This window comes from Mycoplasma sp. 10961 (genome assembly GCF_055523525.1).
In genome coordinates, this window is sequence record NZ_JBVFVD010000001.1 from 494280 (window position 1) to 513578 (window position 19299).

14 protein-coding genes are annotated in these 19299 nt (G+C 27.0%); 5 read left to right on the forward strand and 9 right to left on the reverse strand.

The features are described 5' to 3' along the window. Positions 1 to 50 precede the first annotated feature (50 nt). The 8 genes from AC0B4T_RS02100 to AC0B4T_RS02135 form a co-directional block, all read right to left on the reverse strand. Positions 51 to 836: a hypothetical protein gene (locus tag AC0B4T_RS02100; RefSeq protein WP_465102930.1), complete on the reverse strand. Its 786-nt coding sequence runs from the start codon at positions 834 to 836 to the stop codon at positions 51 to 53. Positions 837 to 838: 2 nt separating this feature from the next. Next, complete coding sequence (locus tag AC0B4T_RS02105) at positions 839 to 2644, reverse strand: S8 family serine peptidase (protein WP_465102931.1); 1806 nt, start codon at positions 2642 to 2644, stop codon at positions 839 to 841. A 230-nt stretch (positions 2645 to 2874) separates the two neighbouring features. Then, positions 2875 to 3141, reverse strand: a complete 267-nt coding sequence (locus AC0B4T_RS02110) for an IS3 family transposase (protein WP_465102932.1) — start codon at positions 3139 to 3141, stop codon at positions 2875 to 2877. Between the two features lie 231 nt (positions 3142 to 3372). Further along, positions 3373 to 4131 carry a hypothetical protein gene (locus tag AC0B4T_RS02115; RefSeq protein WP_465102933.1) on the reverse strand — a complete coding sequence of 253 codons (759 nt, stop codon included), beginning with the start codon at positions 4129 to 4131 and terminating at the stop codon, positions 3373 to 3375. Then, entirely contained in the window at positions 4118 to 6127 is a 2010-nt protein-coding gene (locus tag AC0B4T_RS02120; protein WP_465102934.1) for a S8 family serine peptidase, read from the reverse strand. Before AC0B4T_RS02120 ends, AC0B4T_RS02115 begins: the two co-directional genes overlap by 14 nt. Before the next feature lie 279 nt (positions 6128 to 6406). Further along, entirely contained in the window at positions 6407 to 7102 is a 696-nt protein-coding gene (gene rplA / locus AC0B4T_RS02125) for a 50S ribosomal protein L1 (RefSeq protein WP_465101525.1), read from the reverse strand. Further along, positions 7102 to 7695 (reverse strand): 50S ribosomal protein L11, encoded by a 594-nt coding sequence (gene rplK / locus AC0B4T_RS02130; protein WP_465102935.1) that lies wholly within the window; start codon positions 7693 to 7695, stop codon positions 7102 to 7104. Before rplK ends, rplA begins: the two co-directional genes overlap by 1 nt. 237 nt (positions 7696 to 7932) lie before the next feature. Then, on the reverse strand, positions 7933 to 13581 hold the full coding sequence (locus AC0B4T_RS02135; protein WP_465102936.1) for an MGA_1079 family surface serine endopeptidase: 5649 nt from the start codon (positions 13579 to 13581) through the stop codon (positions 7933 to 7935). A 97-nt stretch (positions 13582 to 13678) separates the two neighbouring features. On the opposite strand from AC0B4T_RS02135, the gene ybeY reads away from it, so the two are divergent. From ybeY to AC0B4T_RS02160, 5 genes are all read left to right on the forward strand, one after another. Continuing rightward, positions 13679 to 14152, forward strand: coding sequence for an rRNA maturation RNase YbeY (ybeY, locus tag AC0B4T_RS02140; protein ID WP_465102937.1), 474 nt, complete (start codon positions 13679 to 13681; stop codon positions 14150 to 14152). Between the two features lie 7 nt (positions 14153 to 14159). Next, the gene (gene cdd, locus AC0B4T_RS02145) at positions 14160 to 14552 is read left to right on the forward strand and encodes a cytidine deaminase (protein WP_465102938.1); all 393 of its coding nucleotides are present in this window, start codon (positions 14160 to 14162) and stop codon (positions 14550 to 14552) included. Further along, positions 14552 to 15430, forward strand: a complete 879-nt coding sequence (gene era, locus AC0B4T_RS02150) for a GTPase Era (protein ID WP_465102939.1) — start codon at positions 14552 to 14554, stop codon at positions 15428 to 15430. The genes cdd and era overlap by 1 nt, the downstream gene beginning before the upstream one ends. Before the next feature lie 86 nt (positions 15431 to 15516). Beyond that, complete coding sequence (locus AC0B4T_RS02155) at positions 15517 to 16029, forward strand: transposase (protein ID WP_465101968.1); 513 nt, start codon at positions 15517 to 15519, stop codon at positions 16027 to 16029. Continuing rightward, on the forward strand, positions 15972 to 16910 hold the full coding sequence (locus AC0B4T_RS02160) for an IS3 family transposase (RefSeq protein ID WP_465103276.1): 939 nt from the start codon (positions 15972 to 15974) through the stop codon (positions 16908 to 16910). Before AC0B4T_RS02155 ends, AC0B4T_RS02160 begins: the two co-directional genes overlap by 58 nt. 73 nt (positions 16911 to 16983) lie before the next feature. On the opposite strand, the gene AC0B4T_RS02165 is transcribed toward AC0B4T_RS02160, so the two are convergent. Continuing rightward, positions 16984 to 19233, reverse strand: coding sequence for a putative immunoglobulin-blocking virulence protein (locus AC0B4T_RS02165; RefSeq protein ID WP_465102940.1), 2250 nt, complete (start codon positions 19231 to 19233; stop codon positions 16984 to 16986). Positions 19234 to 19299: the final 66 nt, after the last annotated feature.

Genomic DNA, 19299 nt, shown 5'->3' on the forward strand with positions numbered 1-19299 from the left:
AGCTTTGTTGCTTTTACCGTTATTATTTATAACACTTTCAAAACATTTAGTTATTTTATTCAATCATATTCTATTTTTAAATTAATCTCATTTGAATCTGTTACTTTTGTCTTATTGAGTATAAGAAAATAACTTCTATATCAACTATTAGAACCTATTGCTTTATCATTAATTCAATTACTAGAATCAGAAATTCAAAAATATTTCTTCATTTTATAGTTTTTAGTTCATTCTAATCAAAGAGTATTTGTAACATAATCATATTTATAATTTTTTATATCCCATCCTATTTTCCTGCGATCGCCCCGGCTTGGCATTGATGGACTATAATAATTATTTAATAAAATTAAATCATGTATTTCAAAATTGATGTCATCTAATAATTCTTTAAATTCTTTAATAATAAAATCTTCATTTGGATATGAATGAATTTCGCTGCTAACACGTCTAAACAAGTTTATAAAATCTTGTTTTGTTTTAAAAATATATGTAGTATTTTTAAAATTATTACTTGAATAAACTCATGGTGAGTTTTGGTTGTTCTCGTCAAGTCGGACATCCATATTACTATATTTTCATGGTTCATAATAATCATATTCATTTTTTATAGTTACCTGGCGATTGGGATCTTTTATAAATAAACTTGGATACCCCGATTCTAAAGTTAGAAGTGTTCTATCTTTATTCCAATAAGAACTACCACCTTTTTCACTGTCTTTTTGCCATTGATTATGTTCAATTCAATATCAAGCATATAATGATGTTGATATTATTAAAACAGAAGAACCTAAAAATAAAAGTGCATACTTAAGACTTTTTCTCATTTTTCAAGCCATTATTAGTTATTCTCTTCCTTAACATATGTAATTGCTACTTGAACAGGGTTTGTGTTTTTTGAATATCTATATGCCTCAAATCTATAAAAACCTGAATTCGGAACAGTGAATTCAACAACTTCAATATTTTTATTACCAGATGAAGAGGAAGCGATTAAGTTACCGGATGTATCTTTAATTAGAAAATCTATATCTGTTTTGTCGTTGGTGCCATTATATAAAAATGCTAAAGAAGCACGAATTTTATCACCTTTAGATAAATATACCTGGCGGGAATTTTTTGATCAATCATTACTTTTATCGGTTTTTGGTAAAATAATTAAGGACTGAATTGCTTGTTCTATTTTTTTATAATTTGGAATACCATAGCCAGTTTCATTTGTGTAAATTGAACTTATATTATTGGGTTTGCGTGACCCAGTAATAAGCGATGATTTGAAAATAATTGAATCAAATCCCTGTTCAAAATAAGATTTGTATTTTTGTTTTAGCATCCCTGCTATGGCTGTAATAACCGGGGTAGAAAAACTAGTACCGGAATTGTTGTATCCCGCTGTTATTAATGTTCCGGTTTTATCTATGTACTGAGTTCTATCGGTGAACCGATAATCACCTCCGGGAGCAACAACAGAAAGATAATTTAAGTCATTACCTATTTGACTGTAATATGCTTTTCTTTCATTATTGTAAGCATCTGTAGCTCCAACTATAATACTATTTCTAGATAAAGCGATTTCAAAAATATCATTCTTTTTAGAATAAATATTTCCTGCCGCTATTATATTGATTAATTCAGGATTTTTATATATAATATCATCAAAGTACTTAGAAGCTCAATTATATGTGAGTATATCTTTCGGTATGTCTTCTGCTTTATCTGAATTATATCCAGGTAAACCTCAACTATTGTTAATTATATTTGTATAATTTAGTAGGTAGTTTAATTCACCAGAAATACCATTTCAATTTTCTGTATCTACTTGAACCGATACAATACTTGCCGTAGGGTTAATGCCCTTTTTACCGGCAATTAATTCTGCAACTTGTGTCGCATGTCTAGAGTATTTTTCAGTATAAAACCAAGCATTTCTTCATCAAAGACCGTTACCATATTTACGATTTCATTCAAAAGCTTCACTATGGGTTTCGGCAACACCTCATTCTAAAACTCCTAAATTTAATTTATTATTAATAAAATTGTTAAAATGTCTGACCCTTGTTTCTTTATCCAAACCAACAAAAGAAAAAATTCTGTCATTTTCTAACTCAGTTTCAAGGTTACTGTTATAGTATCTACTATTTTGTATACTTTTATTCAATTTAATTGAATCGCTTCGAAGACCAATTAAGAAATCTTTATAATATATTCCAGTTGTAAAGCTATATATTTTTCTATATAATGTATTTTTATTATTAAAAAAAACATTTATAAAATCTAAGAGTTCTTTATTATCAACTTCTTCCAAATGAGCTATAGATAATACACCAACATTTTCATCGTATTTTACTGGTACTTTAGCCTTAAACTTAGAGTTTAAACTAGTTTTTAATATATCTACAAATTCATTATTAAAGGATCCTAAAATATCAAACCTATTTACACCAAATTTAACTTCTTTTATATTTGTATCATCGCTTTTATTTGATATAACTAAATTATTTATATTAATATCTTCAAAGTTTTGTTCATCAAATATTAATTTCTCTGATATATATTTGTTTTTATGAAAAAAACTGAAAACAGTTGGCAAAGATACAAATGCAAGTCCAAAAATACTATAATAAATTTTAGATTTAATTTTTTTCATTATTTTAATTTCCCTTAACTCTTACTTATTTTAATAAAAAAATTATAACATGTATATTACAGTTTACAGTAGAAAAAATTATAAAAATTTAATGTTTTTGGAAAAGTCACTTGCGAGATGTTAACAAAATAATTGTCTTTTAATTTTAACATAAATTTTACATAAAAAATGTATGTGAAAACAGAAAACACGGCAGTGTTTTATAGCGAACCCATAAAATTGGACTAAAATTAATTTAAGGATTGATTCCTATATCCTAAAGGCGTCAGTCCTTTTAATTTTGTGATAATTCTTTTTTTGTTGTAATAATTTATATACTTGCGCATCTCTTTTTCTAAGTTTTCTAGAGTTTTGAATTCTTTTTCATGACCATAAAACATTTCGATTTTCATGGTTCCAAAAAATATTTCAATAACACAATTATCATATCAGTTTCCTTTTCGCGACATACTTTGTTTAATACCTCTTTTACTTAATTTGTCATAATATTGTTTCATTTGATATTGTTATCCTTGGTCAGAATGTAAAATAAAATTTTTTTTGAATTTTGTATTACTGATATTATTAAAAATTAGTTCAGTATCATTTCAAAGTGATAATTCATAGGTCACAAACTTAGTTTTATGGTCGATAATTGCGGATAAATAAATATGATTTTAAAGACTGACAAAAAAGCTAACATTTACATGTTAACTTTTTTGTCATGCTTTAAGATTAAATTAATTGAATTAATAATACTTTTTATATTCTAGGTTATATCAATTCGATATCTTAGTATAAAAACCCTGGAAATCTCAAGGACCAGTTCCATTGATTCGTTCTAAATTAAATTCATTTATTATTATTTGTGCATTTTTATTAATTGAGAAAACTTCTCAATTATATTTAGCAGGCATAACTGTTGGACGATGCAAATCGTTAATATTTTTAATAACATTTAAAGTTACTTTATTATTATCATAAAATGGAATTAAATATTCCTCTTCTCCATAGTTTGAGTATTCAATAAAGGGTTTAATGTAAATATCTTTTAGTTTCAAAACTTCATATATATCTTGGTTATTTAAGTATAATCTTTCAAATAATGCTTTAATTTGTGCATCTTCATTAAAGTCATTTTGATTATTTAACTCTTTAAAGCGTTTAATAATTTTATTATTAAATTCTTCCTTGCTAGATATTTTAATAAAAGAATTATATGAGTACTCATACTCAGAATTAAAATAATTTAAATTAAATGTTGTGTTGTTTTCTTGCTTTCTAGGTTCTTTTATATATTCTACATTATCACCATTAGTTTCCACCCAATCTTCAGGGGCAAATACTTTAAATTTAGAAAAACTTTGATTTGTTGGGAGAATTAATTTGTATATCTTATTAACTTCTTTTATAGCATCTTCTTCAGTTAAAGGTTCTGAGCAGGAGAAAGTTAACAATGGGGAAATTGATATTATTGACCCAAATAATATTTTTTTAATTATTTTCATCTCTTACCACGTGTGTTACAGCAATTAAATCATCGGCAGAATTTGCAAAATTTATTGCTGTTTTCTTAGTTATTTTATATCTGTATTTTCCTTTTTCATTCGCTTTGTACTCAATTAATTCATCATTTGTAAATGATTCATTGATACTTTTTACATTCCTTCAAGTTCCATCTGGATAATATTTTTCAAGTGTTAGTTGATAGTCATTGAATCACTGGTTATTGCTCCGTTTTTGTACGCCATTTAAGTTTAAATGGTCTTTGTCGATATGTGTGTAATCCCATTCATTTCCAGCTTCCCTACTTGATGGAGAAAATCATGATGTAAATATATTTCATCAATTCTTTTCTCATGGTCGATGTTCACTATTTTTTAAAAGACCAGCATTAAACATCCAAGATGCCGCAATCTTAAGAGTTTGTTGTGAGTTTAAATTTATGATTTCACTTGTAAATACATCTGTTTGTTTACTAGTTACTGGTACTTTTATTGTTTTATAGTTGTCACCTGCTCTCAACATTGCAACAAAGTCAACAGTTCCAGACCCATATTTTTCCAAATAACCACTAGATTTTCTTTTTAGTCCATAAAATTTAGGAGTAACCGCTGAAGCGGACAATACTGTTTTAACTATTGGTACTACAAATTCACTATGTGCAATGTCAGGTTTATATTTTAGGAAATTTGAAACTAAACCTGTTACAATGGGTGCGGCATAACTAGTGCCTGGCTCAAATTTATTTGCACCATTTCCGGGGTTATAGAAATAACCTGGCGCCACAACTAATGGCTTTGCTAAATTTTCATGCCCTTTAGGTAATCTATAATTAGAATAGTCAGCTATGATGTTGCTCCCCAAATTTTTATTGTTGGCTGAATTAGAAAGAGCACCTACCACAATAGAATTAAGTGCATGTGTACGTCCTGTAATTATATGATACATATCTTTTCCCTTGTTTCCTGCTCCCATAATATTTATAATGTTATATTTACGTGATAAATAATCAAGGTAAAGTGTATTTTCATTATAATCTGCATATGCAGTTTTACTTCTATAATTGGTAGCATAACTATGGTTAATTATTTTTACACCATCTTTAACCATTTTCTCTAATGCTTTGGTTCATTCAGCATCGGTGTTAAAGGATGATAAATAAACTTTCGAGTTTCTGTCAACACCATGATTACTTCCGGATATCATTGCAACAAGAGTTGAGTGACCTTTAAAATCATTTTTTAAAGTACCATTTATATCATTCACCTCTATTCCTTTAGTAAAAAGATTTGAATAATGATTATCAAAAGGGTATGCATATGCCTCAAGAATACCTATTTTATTTGGTCATTGATTATCTAAATAATATTTCGCATTTACTATGTCTATATTTTTATTCATTGTATGTTTAAATGATTCTAAATTATAGTCGATAAAATAACTTGCATAAATATATTTATTCTTTGGCAATGTTGGTTTTAATTCTGTGCCATAATTATTACGTTCAAAATCGTGAATAATTAAAGCAGATTGAGTTATCTCCTCATTTTTGTAAATTATTACTTTAAAAATTTCGCTTCAGTCACTTATGGTATTAGTAAAATTCTTCCTTTGTTCTTCATTTTCAAAAGTAAATCATGCTACGGGCATAATTTCACTAATTTCGTATGATTTATACTTTAACTTTATTTCATTAATTTTTGTTATGAAATCTGAATTAAACTGTTTAATTACGTTTTCGTGTGTCGCTTGTGTACCTGGATTTAATAACAATTTAAGTTCATAGCCATTATCAATAGGAATTTCTATTTCATTACCATTTGTATTTGAAATTTGCCGGGTTGCTTGATTCCTAATTTCAAACTTGTCACTTTTTAAGTTATTATATCAATAAGTACCATTTGTATTTTGGTTTATTGTTGAATAATGTGGTACTGATACTGTACCAATTGTTGCTACCATACCCAAGGGCATTAGTAGTCTTTTTTTAATGTTTTTCATAAAATATGTTTCCTTTCAAATATTTGTTTCAGTTAATTGTGGTAATATTTTTTCTGATTTACAACACATAAATTATATAATAAATTTTATATTATTACGTTCAATATATGATATATATCATACTTCATAATTTATTTTTTATAAAATTAATCAATTAAGAAATTTGTAAACAAAAAGTTTAGAAAATAAACTAGGAAATTTACTATGACAATTTTTATGTCATATATAGCTAAAATATTAGTAAGTAAAAAATCAAGCCAAATAGACTTGATTTTAAAATTATTTATCAATTTTAATTTTTACACTTGGTCCCATTGAAGCAGAAACTGTTAAGTTCAACATATAAGTTCCTTTAACTGCAGCAGGTTTTAGTTTCTTTATTAAAGAAATAAGAACCTTTGCATTTTCTGCTAATGCTTGTGTTGACATTGACTGTTTACCAATTAATGAGTGGACAATACCTGCTTTATCTGTACGGTAGTTTGCTTTACCTTTTTTAAGTTCTTCAACTGCTTTTTCAGGAGTTGGTGTAACTGTACCAGTTTTAGGGTTAGGCATTAAACCTTTAGGTCCTAGTTTTTTACCATACTTTCCTAATAAAGGCATCATAGCAGGATCAGCAACCATTACATCAAAATCAAATTCATCTTCTTTTATTTTTTGTTCAAGGGCTGGTCCATCCACTACGATATCTGCGCCTGCTTCTTTAGCCGCTTTTGATTTTTCAGGGCTGTTTGTCGCAACTAAAACTCTAATTGTTTTACCTGTACCATTTGGTAATAATACAGATCCACGAAGTTGTTGATCAGCCTTACGTACATCCAGGTTTAAGTTAAATGCTAAATCAATTGAAGCATCAAATTTTGCATATGAAGTTTTTTTAGCTAATTCTATTGCTTCTTCTAAATCATAGGCAACAGTTCTATCAAATTGCTCACGAGCATTTTTGAGATTTTTAGATAAATGTCTAGCCATTATTCAACTCCTTCATTAGTTTTTTCTTCATCACTAATAGTTGTAACTTCAATACCTTGTCCTTTAGTTTCAGCTAAATTTGCCAAGTCAGCTTCTAAAGCCGCGGCTTTCAATTCAGCAAGTGCAGCTGATTTGGCAGCAGCTTTTGCTGCAGCTTTTGCTTTAAAAATATCATCATAACCTTCAACTAAAACACCCATTTGTTTTGCTGTACCAGCAATTGTAGCCATTGCAGCATCAATATCATTTGTGTTTAAGTCAGGTAATTTATATTCAGCAATTTCTCTAAGTTGATCTTTAGAAATTGTAGCAACAATAGTAGTTTTAGCATTTTTTGACCCTTGTTGAATCTTAGCAGCTTGTTTAATTTTGTATGATGCAGGCGCTGTGAATAATTTAAATTCAAATGTCTTATCTTTGTAAACAGTAATTAAGACAGGAACTGGTTCATCACCTCTGTCTCTGGTTGCATCGTTAAATGCTTTAGTAAATTCTGGCATGTTAACGCCTACACCAGCAAGAGCTGGTCCAGGCTTTGCTTTTCCAGCTAGGAATTGCAATTTAGCAACACGTTGTATTTCTTTTTTTGCCATGTTAGTATCCTTTCGATATTGTGGTCTAGCGATATTTTGATATCTCCCACTAGTAAGAGGCAATAATTAAATATTGCTTTTCTATTATAATAAAAAAAATAATTTTTAAAAGTTATTTTTGCTTGTTTTTTTGGATGTTTTTGACAGAATACTAAATTAAAGACAACCAAAATAATATATAAAAAACCTTTCAAGTTTATTTTGCTTTTCCAAAATATTGAAAGGTTTTTAGTTTGTTTAATTACCTTTAACTTCTTGTAAGAATCAAGGCAAATCAACTTCAGCAGGTTTTTTAAGATGTCATCTTAAAATTTGAGCTGCTACTGAATTTGTGTTTTTAATACTTAAAGCTTCTTGGCCAGGTTTATTAACTCCTAAATAGTTATAAGCAGATGTTTCATAGTTTCAAGCTAATAATTCAGTTAAAGGAACTCCAGAATTAATTGTTGAAATATATGAATTATTTGGTCCTAAAATTCCCGTTCCAGAATTTCCTGAATTAAAGAATGATTGCACATAACCATTTTGTCTAAATAAACTTATTACACTTGAACTAGTTTGCGCTCGATTAACAAAGTATCCAGCTTGTTTTCCATATGGAAAACCATTAATAGCAAATTGTTTGACATTTGGTCCAAATTGAACTCCATCTTCAGAACCAAAATAGTTCATATCCATATTTGGTAATTTATATCAATTTTCAAATCAAGCAACTAAGTCAAATTTTCCTTCTTTACGAGCCGCTTCAATTAAGGGTTTAATATCTACTGCAAAGACTGTTATGTCAACTTGCATACCAGTTACTTTTTCGCCTTTTTCATTAATTTGATCAACACCTGATCAAATTACTTCAATAGGTACTTCATTAGCAACATTTAAGCCACCTCAATATGAAAATCCATCATCAACATCATTCCCAAAATTATTAGATGCTTTAGTTAAATAACTACTTTTTTGTTTTTTGCCTAAATTCTCGCCTTCAACTTCGCTAAAGTTTGAAATATGTTGCACGTGGTTATTAGTTATAACGTAAAATCTTCCGTCAGAAAGATCTTTTGATACCTTAGCTAACATAGTTGCTGAACCACGGTTATACGCAAAGCTACGAGCCCTTACATTATCAACTAGGTCAATTCCTTCTCAAGAGCTATGCATATATTCTTGGTCTAGTTTATAACCTTCGTGTAATTTATAACTAACATTTTGGTTTGGATTATATTCATTTGATTTGATTATTTCTTCTGAATTATAGAATAAAATTGGTTGATTTTCTTGAGTATAATCTAACTTTTGGTAGTTAAATTGATTTGTTTCTCAATTACTAAAAGTTTCTTTTTGAAGTGAGTTGGTATATTGTATTGTTACATTAGCCCCAGCTGTATTAATTAAAAAGGCTTTGTTTTTATCAAAAGTACCAAATTTAGAGTTATCTAATGTTTCTTTATAAGTAATAGCTTCTTTATATGGATTAGCTACTAATATTTTATATTCATTATTATCAACAGTAACTTTAAAAATAACACCTTTACCAGATTCATACTTGGCACTTAAAGTATAGTTAAATTGTGGATAATTGCCACCACTTAATTTTGAATATAATTTGGTTTGACGTGAAACTGATAAAGTTTGACCTGAAAATAGTTGCTCAAAGTCAAATTCATAAGGGGTATGTTTATAAGTTTCTTCACCTTCACCACTAATTCTTTTTAACCTATGATCATCTTGAATTAATTGGTTAGCAAATAATGTGACTGTTAATTTTCTTTGAGTTGCATTATTTGCTAACAGAGTTTTTGAGATATATTTTTCAGCTAAAGTTCATGATGCTGAATTAGTTTTAGCATCATAAGTTCATAGCAGATCTTCAAAATATGGTTCAATTTCCCTAGTTCTAGTTATGCTTGAACTTGAGTCAAAAACTGTTTGCAATGTTGTAGTTTTAAAAGTTAAGTTTTCTTTAGTTGTAGTTCCTGATCTAAAACCAGTTATTTTATATCAAGTATTAGCAACGTATGATAAATTAGTTGTTGGATTTGTAACTTTAAACTTAACATAAACTGAATTATTATCACCTTGCTTTACTTCTTCAATGCTAAATTGATCTTTGCTAAGAGTAAAGTTTTTATAGGTTTGATTATTTTTTACACTGACATAAGATTTTAAAGAAGTTTTATCTTTACTAATAAATTCTTGTACTGATAATGAACTAATGTTAGCAATAGTTAAATCATCATAAGTTAAAGCATTTACTATTATTTCAGGATATAAGTTTTCTTTATAATCATTTCTAAGGTTTTTAAGAGTAATAACCTTAGAAGAATTAGTATATCTTTTAGTAGTATCAGTTTTGCTAATAAATCCTAGTTTAAAACTTAGTTCATTTGAATTATTACTTGCAACATCATAATAATAAACAAAATAGTTCTTTTGGATTTCAGTTAAATTTATTGAATTACTTTGATCACTTGTATTAGCAATGCTTACACTAGAAGATCATAAACTTTCTTGTTGCTTACTATTTTCAATTTTCTTATCATCTGATGCACTAGTTTTACTTGGATTTTTAAATTCATTATTTTTTGAACTATCTTCACTTGTTGCATTAGCCTTTAATTTAAGTAAATAATTAAGTTTATTAGCGGCATTTTGAGTTACGATATCTTTTGGATCTATAATTGCATAATTTGTATCTTTAGCTACGTTAGCTTTACGTAATTCAAAGTTAGTTGAATTAATTTGATCAATAATACTTTTATGATTTTGATCAATATTAGCAGAACTAAAATCTGATGCAGTGAATCAACTATTAGAATTAGCAGGTTTAATGTCTAAATATGTTAAAGGTTTAAAGTATTTAATTGTTTTAGAGTATTCTGAAAGACTTTGATAATTGACTAAAAATCTGTTAGCAGTTTTATCAACTTTAGTTCCATTTTCTTTAATTCAGAATTTAACTTTTGCACTTCCTCCAACACTAGAATCTACAAAGTTTTTTGATTCAGTTAATTCATCAGCATATATTTGGAATTTACCTACTTTTGGTAATTCGTAATATTCATTAAATGCATTAACCGCATCTTTAGAATTAACTTGATTATGAGTTTTCTTAGGATCTTTAACCTTTGTTAATTCTAAAATTTTGGAAGCATCCTCTTTAGTCTCTGTTTTAATTAAATTCAATAAATAATTAAAATCATTTTGATCTTGGTTAGTTGATTTATCATTTTTTTCATTTGCTAATTCAACATCAATAATTTGTTCTTTATCACCATGTTTAACTTTAAATTTAAAAATAGCAACATCTTTATTAGAATCATTAACATGGAAAATATCAGTTTCATTATAGTTAATTCATTCATAACTTACACCACTTGGAACAGTAATAGTAAAAATTTGAGAAATAAATGTTTCTTTAATTTTTGCATGAACTTGTTTGATTTCTTCGGGTGTTAAAGCATTTTGGTTATTGTTATTTTTTACAGTTGGATTAACTAAATTAACTTGTGATTTAAGTTCTTTATTTTTTAAGTTTTCAATCTTAGCTTTTTCAGTATTAAAAATATCAAGTGCAAATCACGTTAAAATATTAGAAGATCTTTGTGATACGAAAAAAAGATATTTTTGTTGAAAGTCTGATGCAGTATGTGCAGGTTGTCATGATCCAGGCTCTTTATAGAATTTTTGTTGCTTGAATCAATCACTTGGGGTTATACTTACACCTTTTAACCATTCTTCTTTAAAAGTAACATTATTTTGAGTTGATAATTCCAAAGTTTTAATAACTCTTTCGTTAACTAAAAATTCCAGTTCTGCTGCTACTTTATAATTTTCATATTTAAAACTTCCTGCCTTAAATCTAAATTTAAAATAGTTATGCAAAATATTATTTTTGGCGTTAAAGTTTTCTTTAATGTTAGCTTCACTAGCACTTAAATCACTTTGGTAATATTTTTTTAAATTTTCATAGTTTACAGTAAAAATTTCATCTAAATTAGTGTAATTAAGTAAATTTAATTTAGTATTAAAATCATTCGTAAAAGTATATGTTTTTTCTACGTCGGTTACTAGCGATGCTTCGCTTGTACTTTTAGCTGTATAAACAAAGGTAAGTTGGTTAATATTGCTTTCAACAGTTTTAATTGCTTTTAAAGTTAAAGTTGCTCCTTCAACTTTTGGATTAGCTAAAAAGAAGCTTTTGTTTTGTTCAGTAATATTTACACTGTATACTTCACTAGCTAAATTATATCTTGTTAAATTCTCAGATAATTGCGGTGTAAGCTTACTTTCAATATCTGTTTTAAATTGTTGAATTTCAGCACTTGAAGCATTACCGTTTAAATTACTTTGAGCTTCAGATAAATTATTTAAAATGTTGTTAATAGAATTAATATTTGAAGCTGAATTAACGTATTCAACTTTATTAATCAATAAGTTATTTTCTAATAAATTTGATGCTTCTAATAAATATCTATCAAAATCAGTTTTATTAGAAGCATTATTGTATTTACTTGTGTCTTTAACTTTATTAGCTTCATTAATTGCAGCTAAAATATTTGTAACTTTATTATTGTATAAATTAGCATTGTTTTTAGTTTCATTAATTAATGATTCAATATTTAAAGTGTCAATATGAGCTCCAAATGCATTTTTAAGTTCATTACTTAAATTATTTAAACTATTAATATTTGTTTTTGCTTGAGTTCTTAAGTTATTTAAATTCTCCTGGTTTTGAGAATTTTTACTAATTTCATTAGCTTGATTAATAAAAGTATCTAATTGGCTAACCAAGTTAGGGTCAGATAATTTAGCATTATTAATAAATTCTCCATTGTAATATGAACTTACTGAATTAATAAAATCATTAGTTGCTGCATCTTTATTAGTTTTAGCTACAAAAGCTTTATAAATAGTTTTTAAACTTAAAGCTTTTGTATTAATAGATGAATATTTATTAATAGACTTTAATAAATTATTATTAGTTTTATAATCATTAACTGCTTCTAAATTTAATAAAGAAGTTTTAACTTCAGAATTAAAAATTGAATTTTCTTGGTTAAAAATCTTAACTATTTCATTAAAATCATTTAAGATTTTTTCACCATTTGCCTTAAAAATTACAAAACTAGTTTCAAGCTCTTGAAGTTTTGGTAATTCATTTGTTAAATTTGTTAAAATTTCTTGGTTGTTTGAACTAATTAAAGTAATACTATTTTGATATTGAGTAAGTAATGAATTATAGTTTTTGTCTAAAACTTTTTCTAAAAAGTTTTGATATTCACTTACATAATTTTTTGTTTGATAAGCAGAAGAATTACTATTAATAGTTAATAAGGTATTAACAAAGTTCGTTAAGGTGTCAACACTAACTTCTTGCAGGTATGTTTCATTATTTAAGATAATATCAAATATTGAAATAACACCAGTTGGTAAACTAGCTGCGCTTTGTTTAATAGCATTAATTTTGTCTTGTTTAACACTTAATTCATTTTGTTTTGTAGGTTCATTTGGTTTATTTGGATCGCTTGGACTAGGGTTTGGATTTTGTATTTGATTGTTTTGAGTCTCTTTAAGTTCGCGTATTTTTTCACTTAATTGATCTAATAATGCTTTTTGACTTGTTAAAGCATTTTTAATATCTGAATTTAAATTATTATAATCATTTAAAGCAGCATTTAATTTAGATTCATCTGTTAGGGCAACATTACTTGGAATTTTAGCTAGAATTTCTGCATGAGTAGTTGTAAAGTTCTTTACACTGCTTTGAATTGGGTCAATTGGATTTGCAGGCTTTTCTGGGTCTTTATTACACGCAATAGCAGCAACAGAACCAAGTGGTAAAGCTATAATATTTGTTAATAATATAAATGTTTTCTTTGTTTTTTTCATATAGTCAATTCCTTTCTTTGTTTGAATTTATATTTTAAAAATAATAAACATTCCAGAAAATGAAATATTTACTATAAATATATTATATAATATATTTGTGAAATCACAACAAACTATAATTAATTTCATAAATAATATTAAAGCACCAACAGTTTTTGAAGCTGAGTTATACAAAATTTTAAAAAATTTTATTAATTATTTTAATTTACATGACAAGCAAACAATTATTTTAGATGTCTCACTTGTTTCACGCAATGAAATTAAAAAATTGAATAAAACATATCGTAATAAAGACTATATTACTGATATCTTATCATTTGATTTCCGCGATCAAGAATTATATGATAAATTGCCGTTACTACACTTAGGAGAATTGGTGATTTGTTGAGATCGAGTAAAGCGCCAGGCAATTAAATTTAATCATTCTCTAAAACGAGAATTTTGTTACTTATTTACCCATGGGCTGGTACATTTATTTGGTTATGATCATGAAGAAGAAAACGAAAGAATCGAAATGAACAAAATTGTTGATGCTATATTTAACCCATTAAATATTACACGTGAAGGATAACAATATTATGAACATTGAAAAATTAAGATATTTATTAACTAAATCATATGCACCATATTCAAATTTCCAAGTAGCCGCTATTGCTATTGATGAATCAGGCAATGAATACCCTGGAGTTAACGTTGAAAATGCTGCTTACCCATCTGGTTTATGTGCTGAGCGTAGTGCCTTATTTGGCTCAGTTGCTTACGGAGCAAAAGTTGGAAGTTTCAAAGAAATCCACATCATTTCTAAAAAAGAAGATGAAATAAGTCCTTGTGCTGGGTGTCGCCAAGTAATGAGCGAATTTATGCCGCAAGATGCATTAATTTACCAATATTCAAATGATGGGCAAAAAGTGCGCATAAACAAATTATCTGAATTAGTTCCATTTCCAATTACACCAAAAGATATTAAATAATGAAAATTTGTTTTGCTAGTATTTTAGGAAGGCCAAATGTCGGTAAGAGCAGTTTAGTAAATGCAATTGTTGGCTATGATATTGCAATTGTAACAGATACTGCCCAAACAACAAGGGACCAAATAACTGGTATTTATACTGATGAAGATTTCCAACTTATTTTTACTGATACTCCTGGAATTCATAAAGCTGAAAATAAACTTGGTGAAAGTTTAAACAAATCTGCTTACGAGTCAATTAAAAATGTGGATGTAGTTTTATTTTTAAGCCCAGCTGACGAAAAAATTGGCAAAGGTGATAAATTAATTTTAAAAAAAATTACTAATCAAACGCATAAAATTGCAGTTATTTCTAAAGTCAATAAAATTAAAGGAAATCCAGAATTATTAACATCCAAAATATCTGAATTACAAGCATATAACTTTGATTACATTGTATCTACTGATATAAGTAATAAAAATTCAATAAATTATTTACTTAAATTAATTAAAGATAATTTTGCCTATGAAGATACTTTGCAATATGATCCAGATTACATTACCGATAAATCTATACGTTTTATAGCTAAAGAAATCATAAGGGAAAGTGCCATTAATTTACTGTATGAAGAATTGCCTCATTCAATAGCAGTTGAAGTAACAGAATTTAACGAATCAGATCCTGAACATATTTATATTGATGCATATATTTATGTTAAAAAAGATTCACAAAAAGGTATGGTAATTGGTAAAAATGCGTCTAAAATTAAACAAATAAGCCAAAATGCAAGACACAAAATAGCACACCAATTGCAAACCAAAGTTACCTTAACATTAAAAGTTAAAGTAGCCAAAAAATGAAATGATAATGAACAACAATTATCAAAATTTGGATATTAAAACATAACTTAAAAGCCATATGTATTAATATAGTGAACCCCACAAGTTGGACCAAATCAATTGGTAAAACTTAGGGGGTTTTTATTATGAAGTTAAAATTAGAAGATAAACTAAAGATTATAAAACTATATAAAACTGGTAAGAGTAGCAAACAAATTGCCGAAATTTTTAATGTAAATATGCGTACAATTCAGTTTATAAAGCATTTGTACAACCTCCACGGATTAGAAATATTTACAGAAAGAAATAAACGACGAAACTTCAGTCCTAGTTTTAAATTAGAAATTATTAAGCAAGTATTAAATGGTAAATCAATCCGCTCTTTGGAAGCAAAACTATTAATTAATTCTGGAATAATTAATTCATGAGTGAAAAAATTTAAATTATTTGGGTATAATGGTCTTATAAATAAAAAGAAAGGTAAAATGCCAATGACCATGCCAAAGAATAATAACCCAAAACAAGATAAAACATTATCTAGAATTAAAGAACTCGAAGAAAGAAATGCCCAGCTTGAAATGGAGGTAGACCTCTTAAAAAAATTGAGAGCCTTGGTTCAACAAAGGACAGAGCAACCAAACAAGAAAAAGCAAAAGTAATATTTGAATCAAGGAATAAATATAAATTAAGATTAATGCTAGACTTTTTCCAATTAGCAAAGTCAACATACTTTTATATTGTTCAAAGTTTTTCAAAAAATGATAAAGATTTTGATTTAAAACAAGTAATAACGAAAATTTTTAATGAGAATAAATCCCGTTATGGATATCGAAGAATTTGTTTAGAATTAAGAAATAGAGGTTATATTATTAACCATAAAAGGGTTAAAAGATTGGTGAAATTACTTAATTTATTTGGTTTACAGCCAAAATCAAAATATAAATCATATAAAGGTGAAATTGGAAAAATTTGTAATAACTTACTCCTTACAAGGATTGTTGACAAAAAGAATCATAACACTTATTATGAGCGAAATTTCAAAACTATAAAATTGAATCAAACTTGAAGCACTGATGTTTCTGAATTCAAAATAGCAAGTGGAAAACTATATTTATCACCAATTATAGATGTACATAACCGCGAAGTTGTTTCATACACAATTTCAAAAAGTCCTAATTTTGAACAAGTGAATCAAATGCTAAATAAAGCTTTTAAAAAGTATAAAAATCTTAATGGTTTAATTTTACATTCTGACCAGGGATGGCAATATCAAATGAAACAATATCGTGACAAATTAAGTAAAAGAGGCATTAAACAAAGTATGTCACGAAAGGGAAATTGCTATGATAATTGTGTTATTGAAATATTTTTTGGAACCATGAAAAACGAAATGTTTTATGGTCATGAAAAAGAATTCAAAACTCTAGAAGACTTAGAAAAAGCGATGCGTAAGTATATAAATTATTACAACAAAAAACGAATTATCGCAAAATTAAAAGGACTGACACCTTTAGGATATAGGCATCAATCCTTAAATTAATTTTAGTCCAATTTTATGGGTTCACTATATAAATACATATGGCTTTTATTGTTAGTGGTTTACATTGTTTAATTTATTTTGATTTAGTATTATATGGGATTTTCTTATCTTGTTCTTTTTCATACCTAGCATTAAAACCAGCATCTTTTATTGATTGAAATAAACTAGTTTCGCCCTCTTGAACAATAATAACACTATATTCATCAAAAATACCTTCATTATATTTTAATAAATTTCTTAGTTCAGCTATTCCATTATAATTTAGCCGCTCATAATTATTTGGTTTTTCTACAACTATCCTAATTTCCTTAGTTGCTTTAGCGTTACTAAAAGTAATTTTAGTTGGTACATTATTAAAATTATCACCGACTAAAATATCACTAAATTGACCTTTATTCATATCTTGAGTAGAAATTGTTCAAATAGATTGATTGTTATAGAGTTTAATTTTGTTTAAATTTCTTTCATTACCGTTTCGATCTTTAAGCTCTAAACCTGCTAAGTTTTTTATGCTTGGTACATTAGAAAAATCAAGACCAAGTGGTCATGACGCAACAAAATTACGACTATTATTATCCTTAAGACTATAAGTTCGATTTAATCCTTGGAAGAATTTTTCATTATTTCTGGTTCAATAAAACATCTTTAAAGCCTTGTTCACTTTATACAAGTCAAATTCACCAGCAATATAAACATCTTCTTCATCAAATGATAAGTTGTCAAATTTAATCACATCATATGATCTAGTTTTATTAGTATTGTCATTTAGATTTAAATTTTTGACTTTAGTTAAAACAAGCGGGTTGATTGATCAATTTTCAATATTGGATCCAGTATTTAAACCTGGCTCAGTGTAAAAGTTTAATTCTTTAATTTCCTTATCTTTTAACTTTTTCATTACATTTGTATTAGTTGAAGCGAAAAATAATTCTAATAAAGGTAATTTATCAGGTAATGCATCAAAGATTTCATCCATATTTTGATTACGGTTACTTTTACCAATATTTTTAATACGGTAACCAGTCACTTTATATTTAGGATCATTGTTTAACTTGGAAATAAAAGCCTTAGCATTTTGGTATGCATTTTGCTGTGAAACATCTATTTCAATGATAATAGCATATTGATATTGATTATCAACTTGTTTAATAGTTTTATATTTAGTTGCACTAATTCCATCTACATTACCAATTAAACTTCGATATCCATTTGATTCAAGTTCATATTTAATATTTTGAATGCTTCAATTTTTCTGGTAATTTTGTAAACTGAAATAATCTAGCCTGTGTTGCTCAACATCTAGTGTATCAAAACCAAGAATGTTATTTTCATCACTAGTATAATTAGAGTTTTCGTAACTTGGAGTTTGTGTATCTGTATTTGGATTATTTGGTTCTGGATTTTTATCACTTTGTTGTGAACCTTGGTTTGCCTGTTTTAAACTTATTATTTTTTTATTTAAATTATCAAGAAGGTTAATTTCAGCTTGCAAGTTACTTTTGGTCTCTCTATCTAAGCTATAATATGCATTTACAGCATTTTTAACTTTAGTTTCATCATCTATTGTAATGTTGTTAGTATTTTTACGTAAGACCTCAGCATGAGCATTTTTATAATTATTCACTTTAGTATTAATATTTTTTTGGTTTTGTTCAACACGTTTTAAATCAGTTATTGTATCTTGTAAATTTAATAATATATTATAGTAATAATCTAATTTATTTTTAACGTTATTGCTTAAGGATTGATAATCACTAAGTGCAGAATTTAATCTTGCTTCATCAGCTAGAGAGACATTGCTAACAGTCTTGTTCAAAATAACATTATGAATATTTCTAAAATTATTTATTTGGCGATTTTCTAAACTAACTATTTCTTTTAAAAGGGAATCTAAGTGGTTTTTTTGTGGTTGCAATTTAGTTTTAACTTCTTTGCTTAAATTACTATACTCATTGATTGCACTTCTTACTTTTGGTGCATCAGCTATGCTAATATTATCAACATTTTTATCTAAAACGGTTTTATGAGCATTTTTATAATTAGTTTCTTCTTGAGTTTGTTGTTGTATGTTAAGTAAATTATTATTTATAGTATTATTTAGTAATACATCAACACCTTTTTTAAATTCTGGGTCTTTTAAACTAATTTTAAAAGCTTCTCGCATAGCTTCTTTTTGCTCACTAGTAATAAGGTGTTTTGAATCTGCAAAAAGTTTGTCAAAATATTTTTCGAATTGTTCATCTTCAGGAGAAGAACATGATACTACAGATAAAGTTGTTACACTTGTAAAGGTAGTTAAAAGTATTATTTTTTTTAATTTCATGGTTTGTTTCCTTTATTTAATTTATTATGTTATTTGTCATTGACTTATTATAATATATATATATAT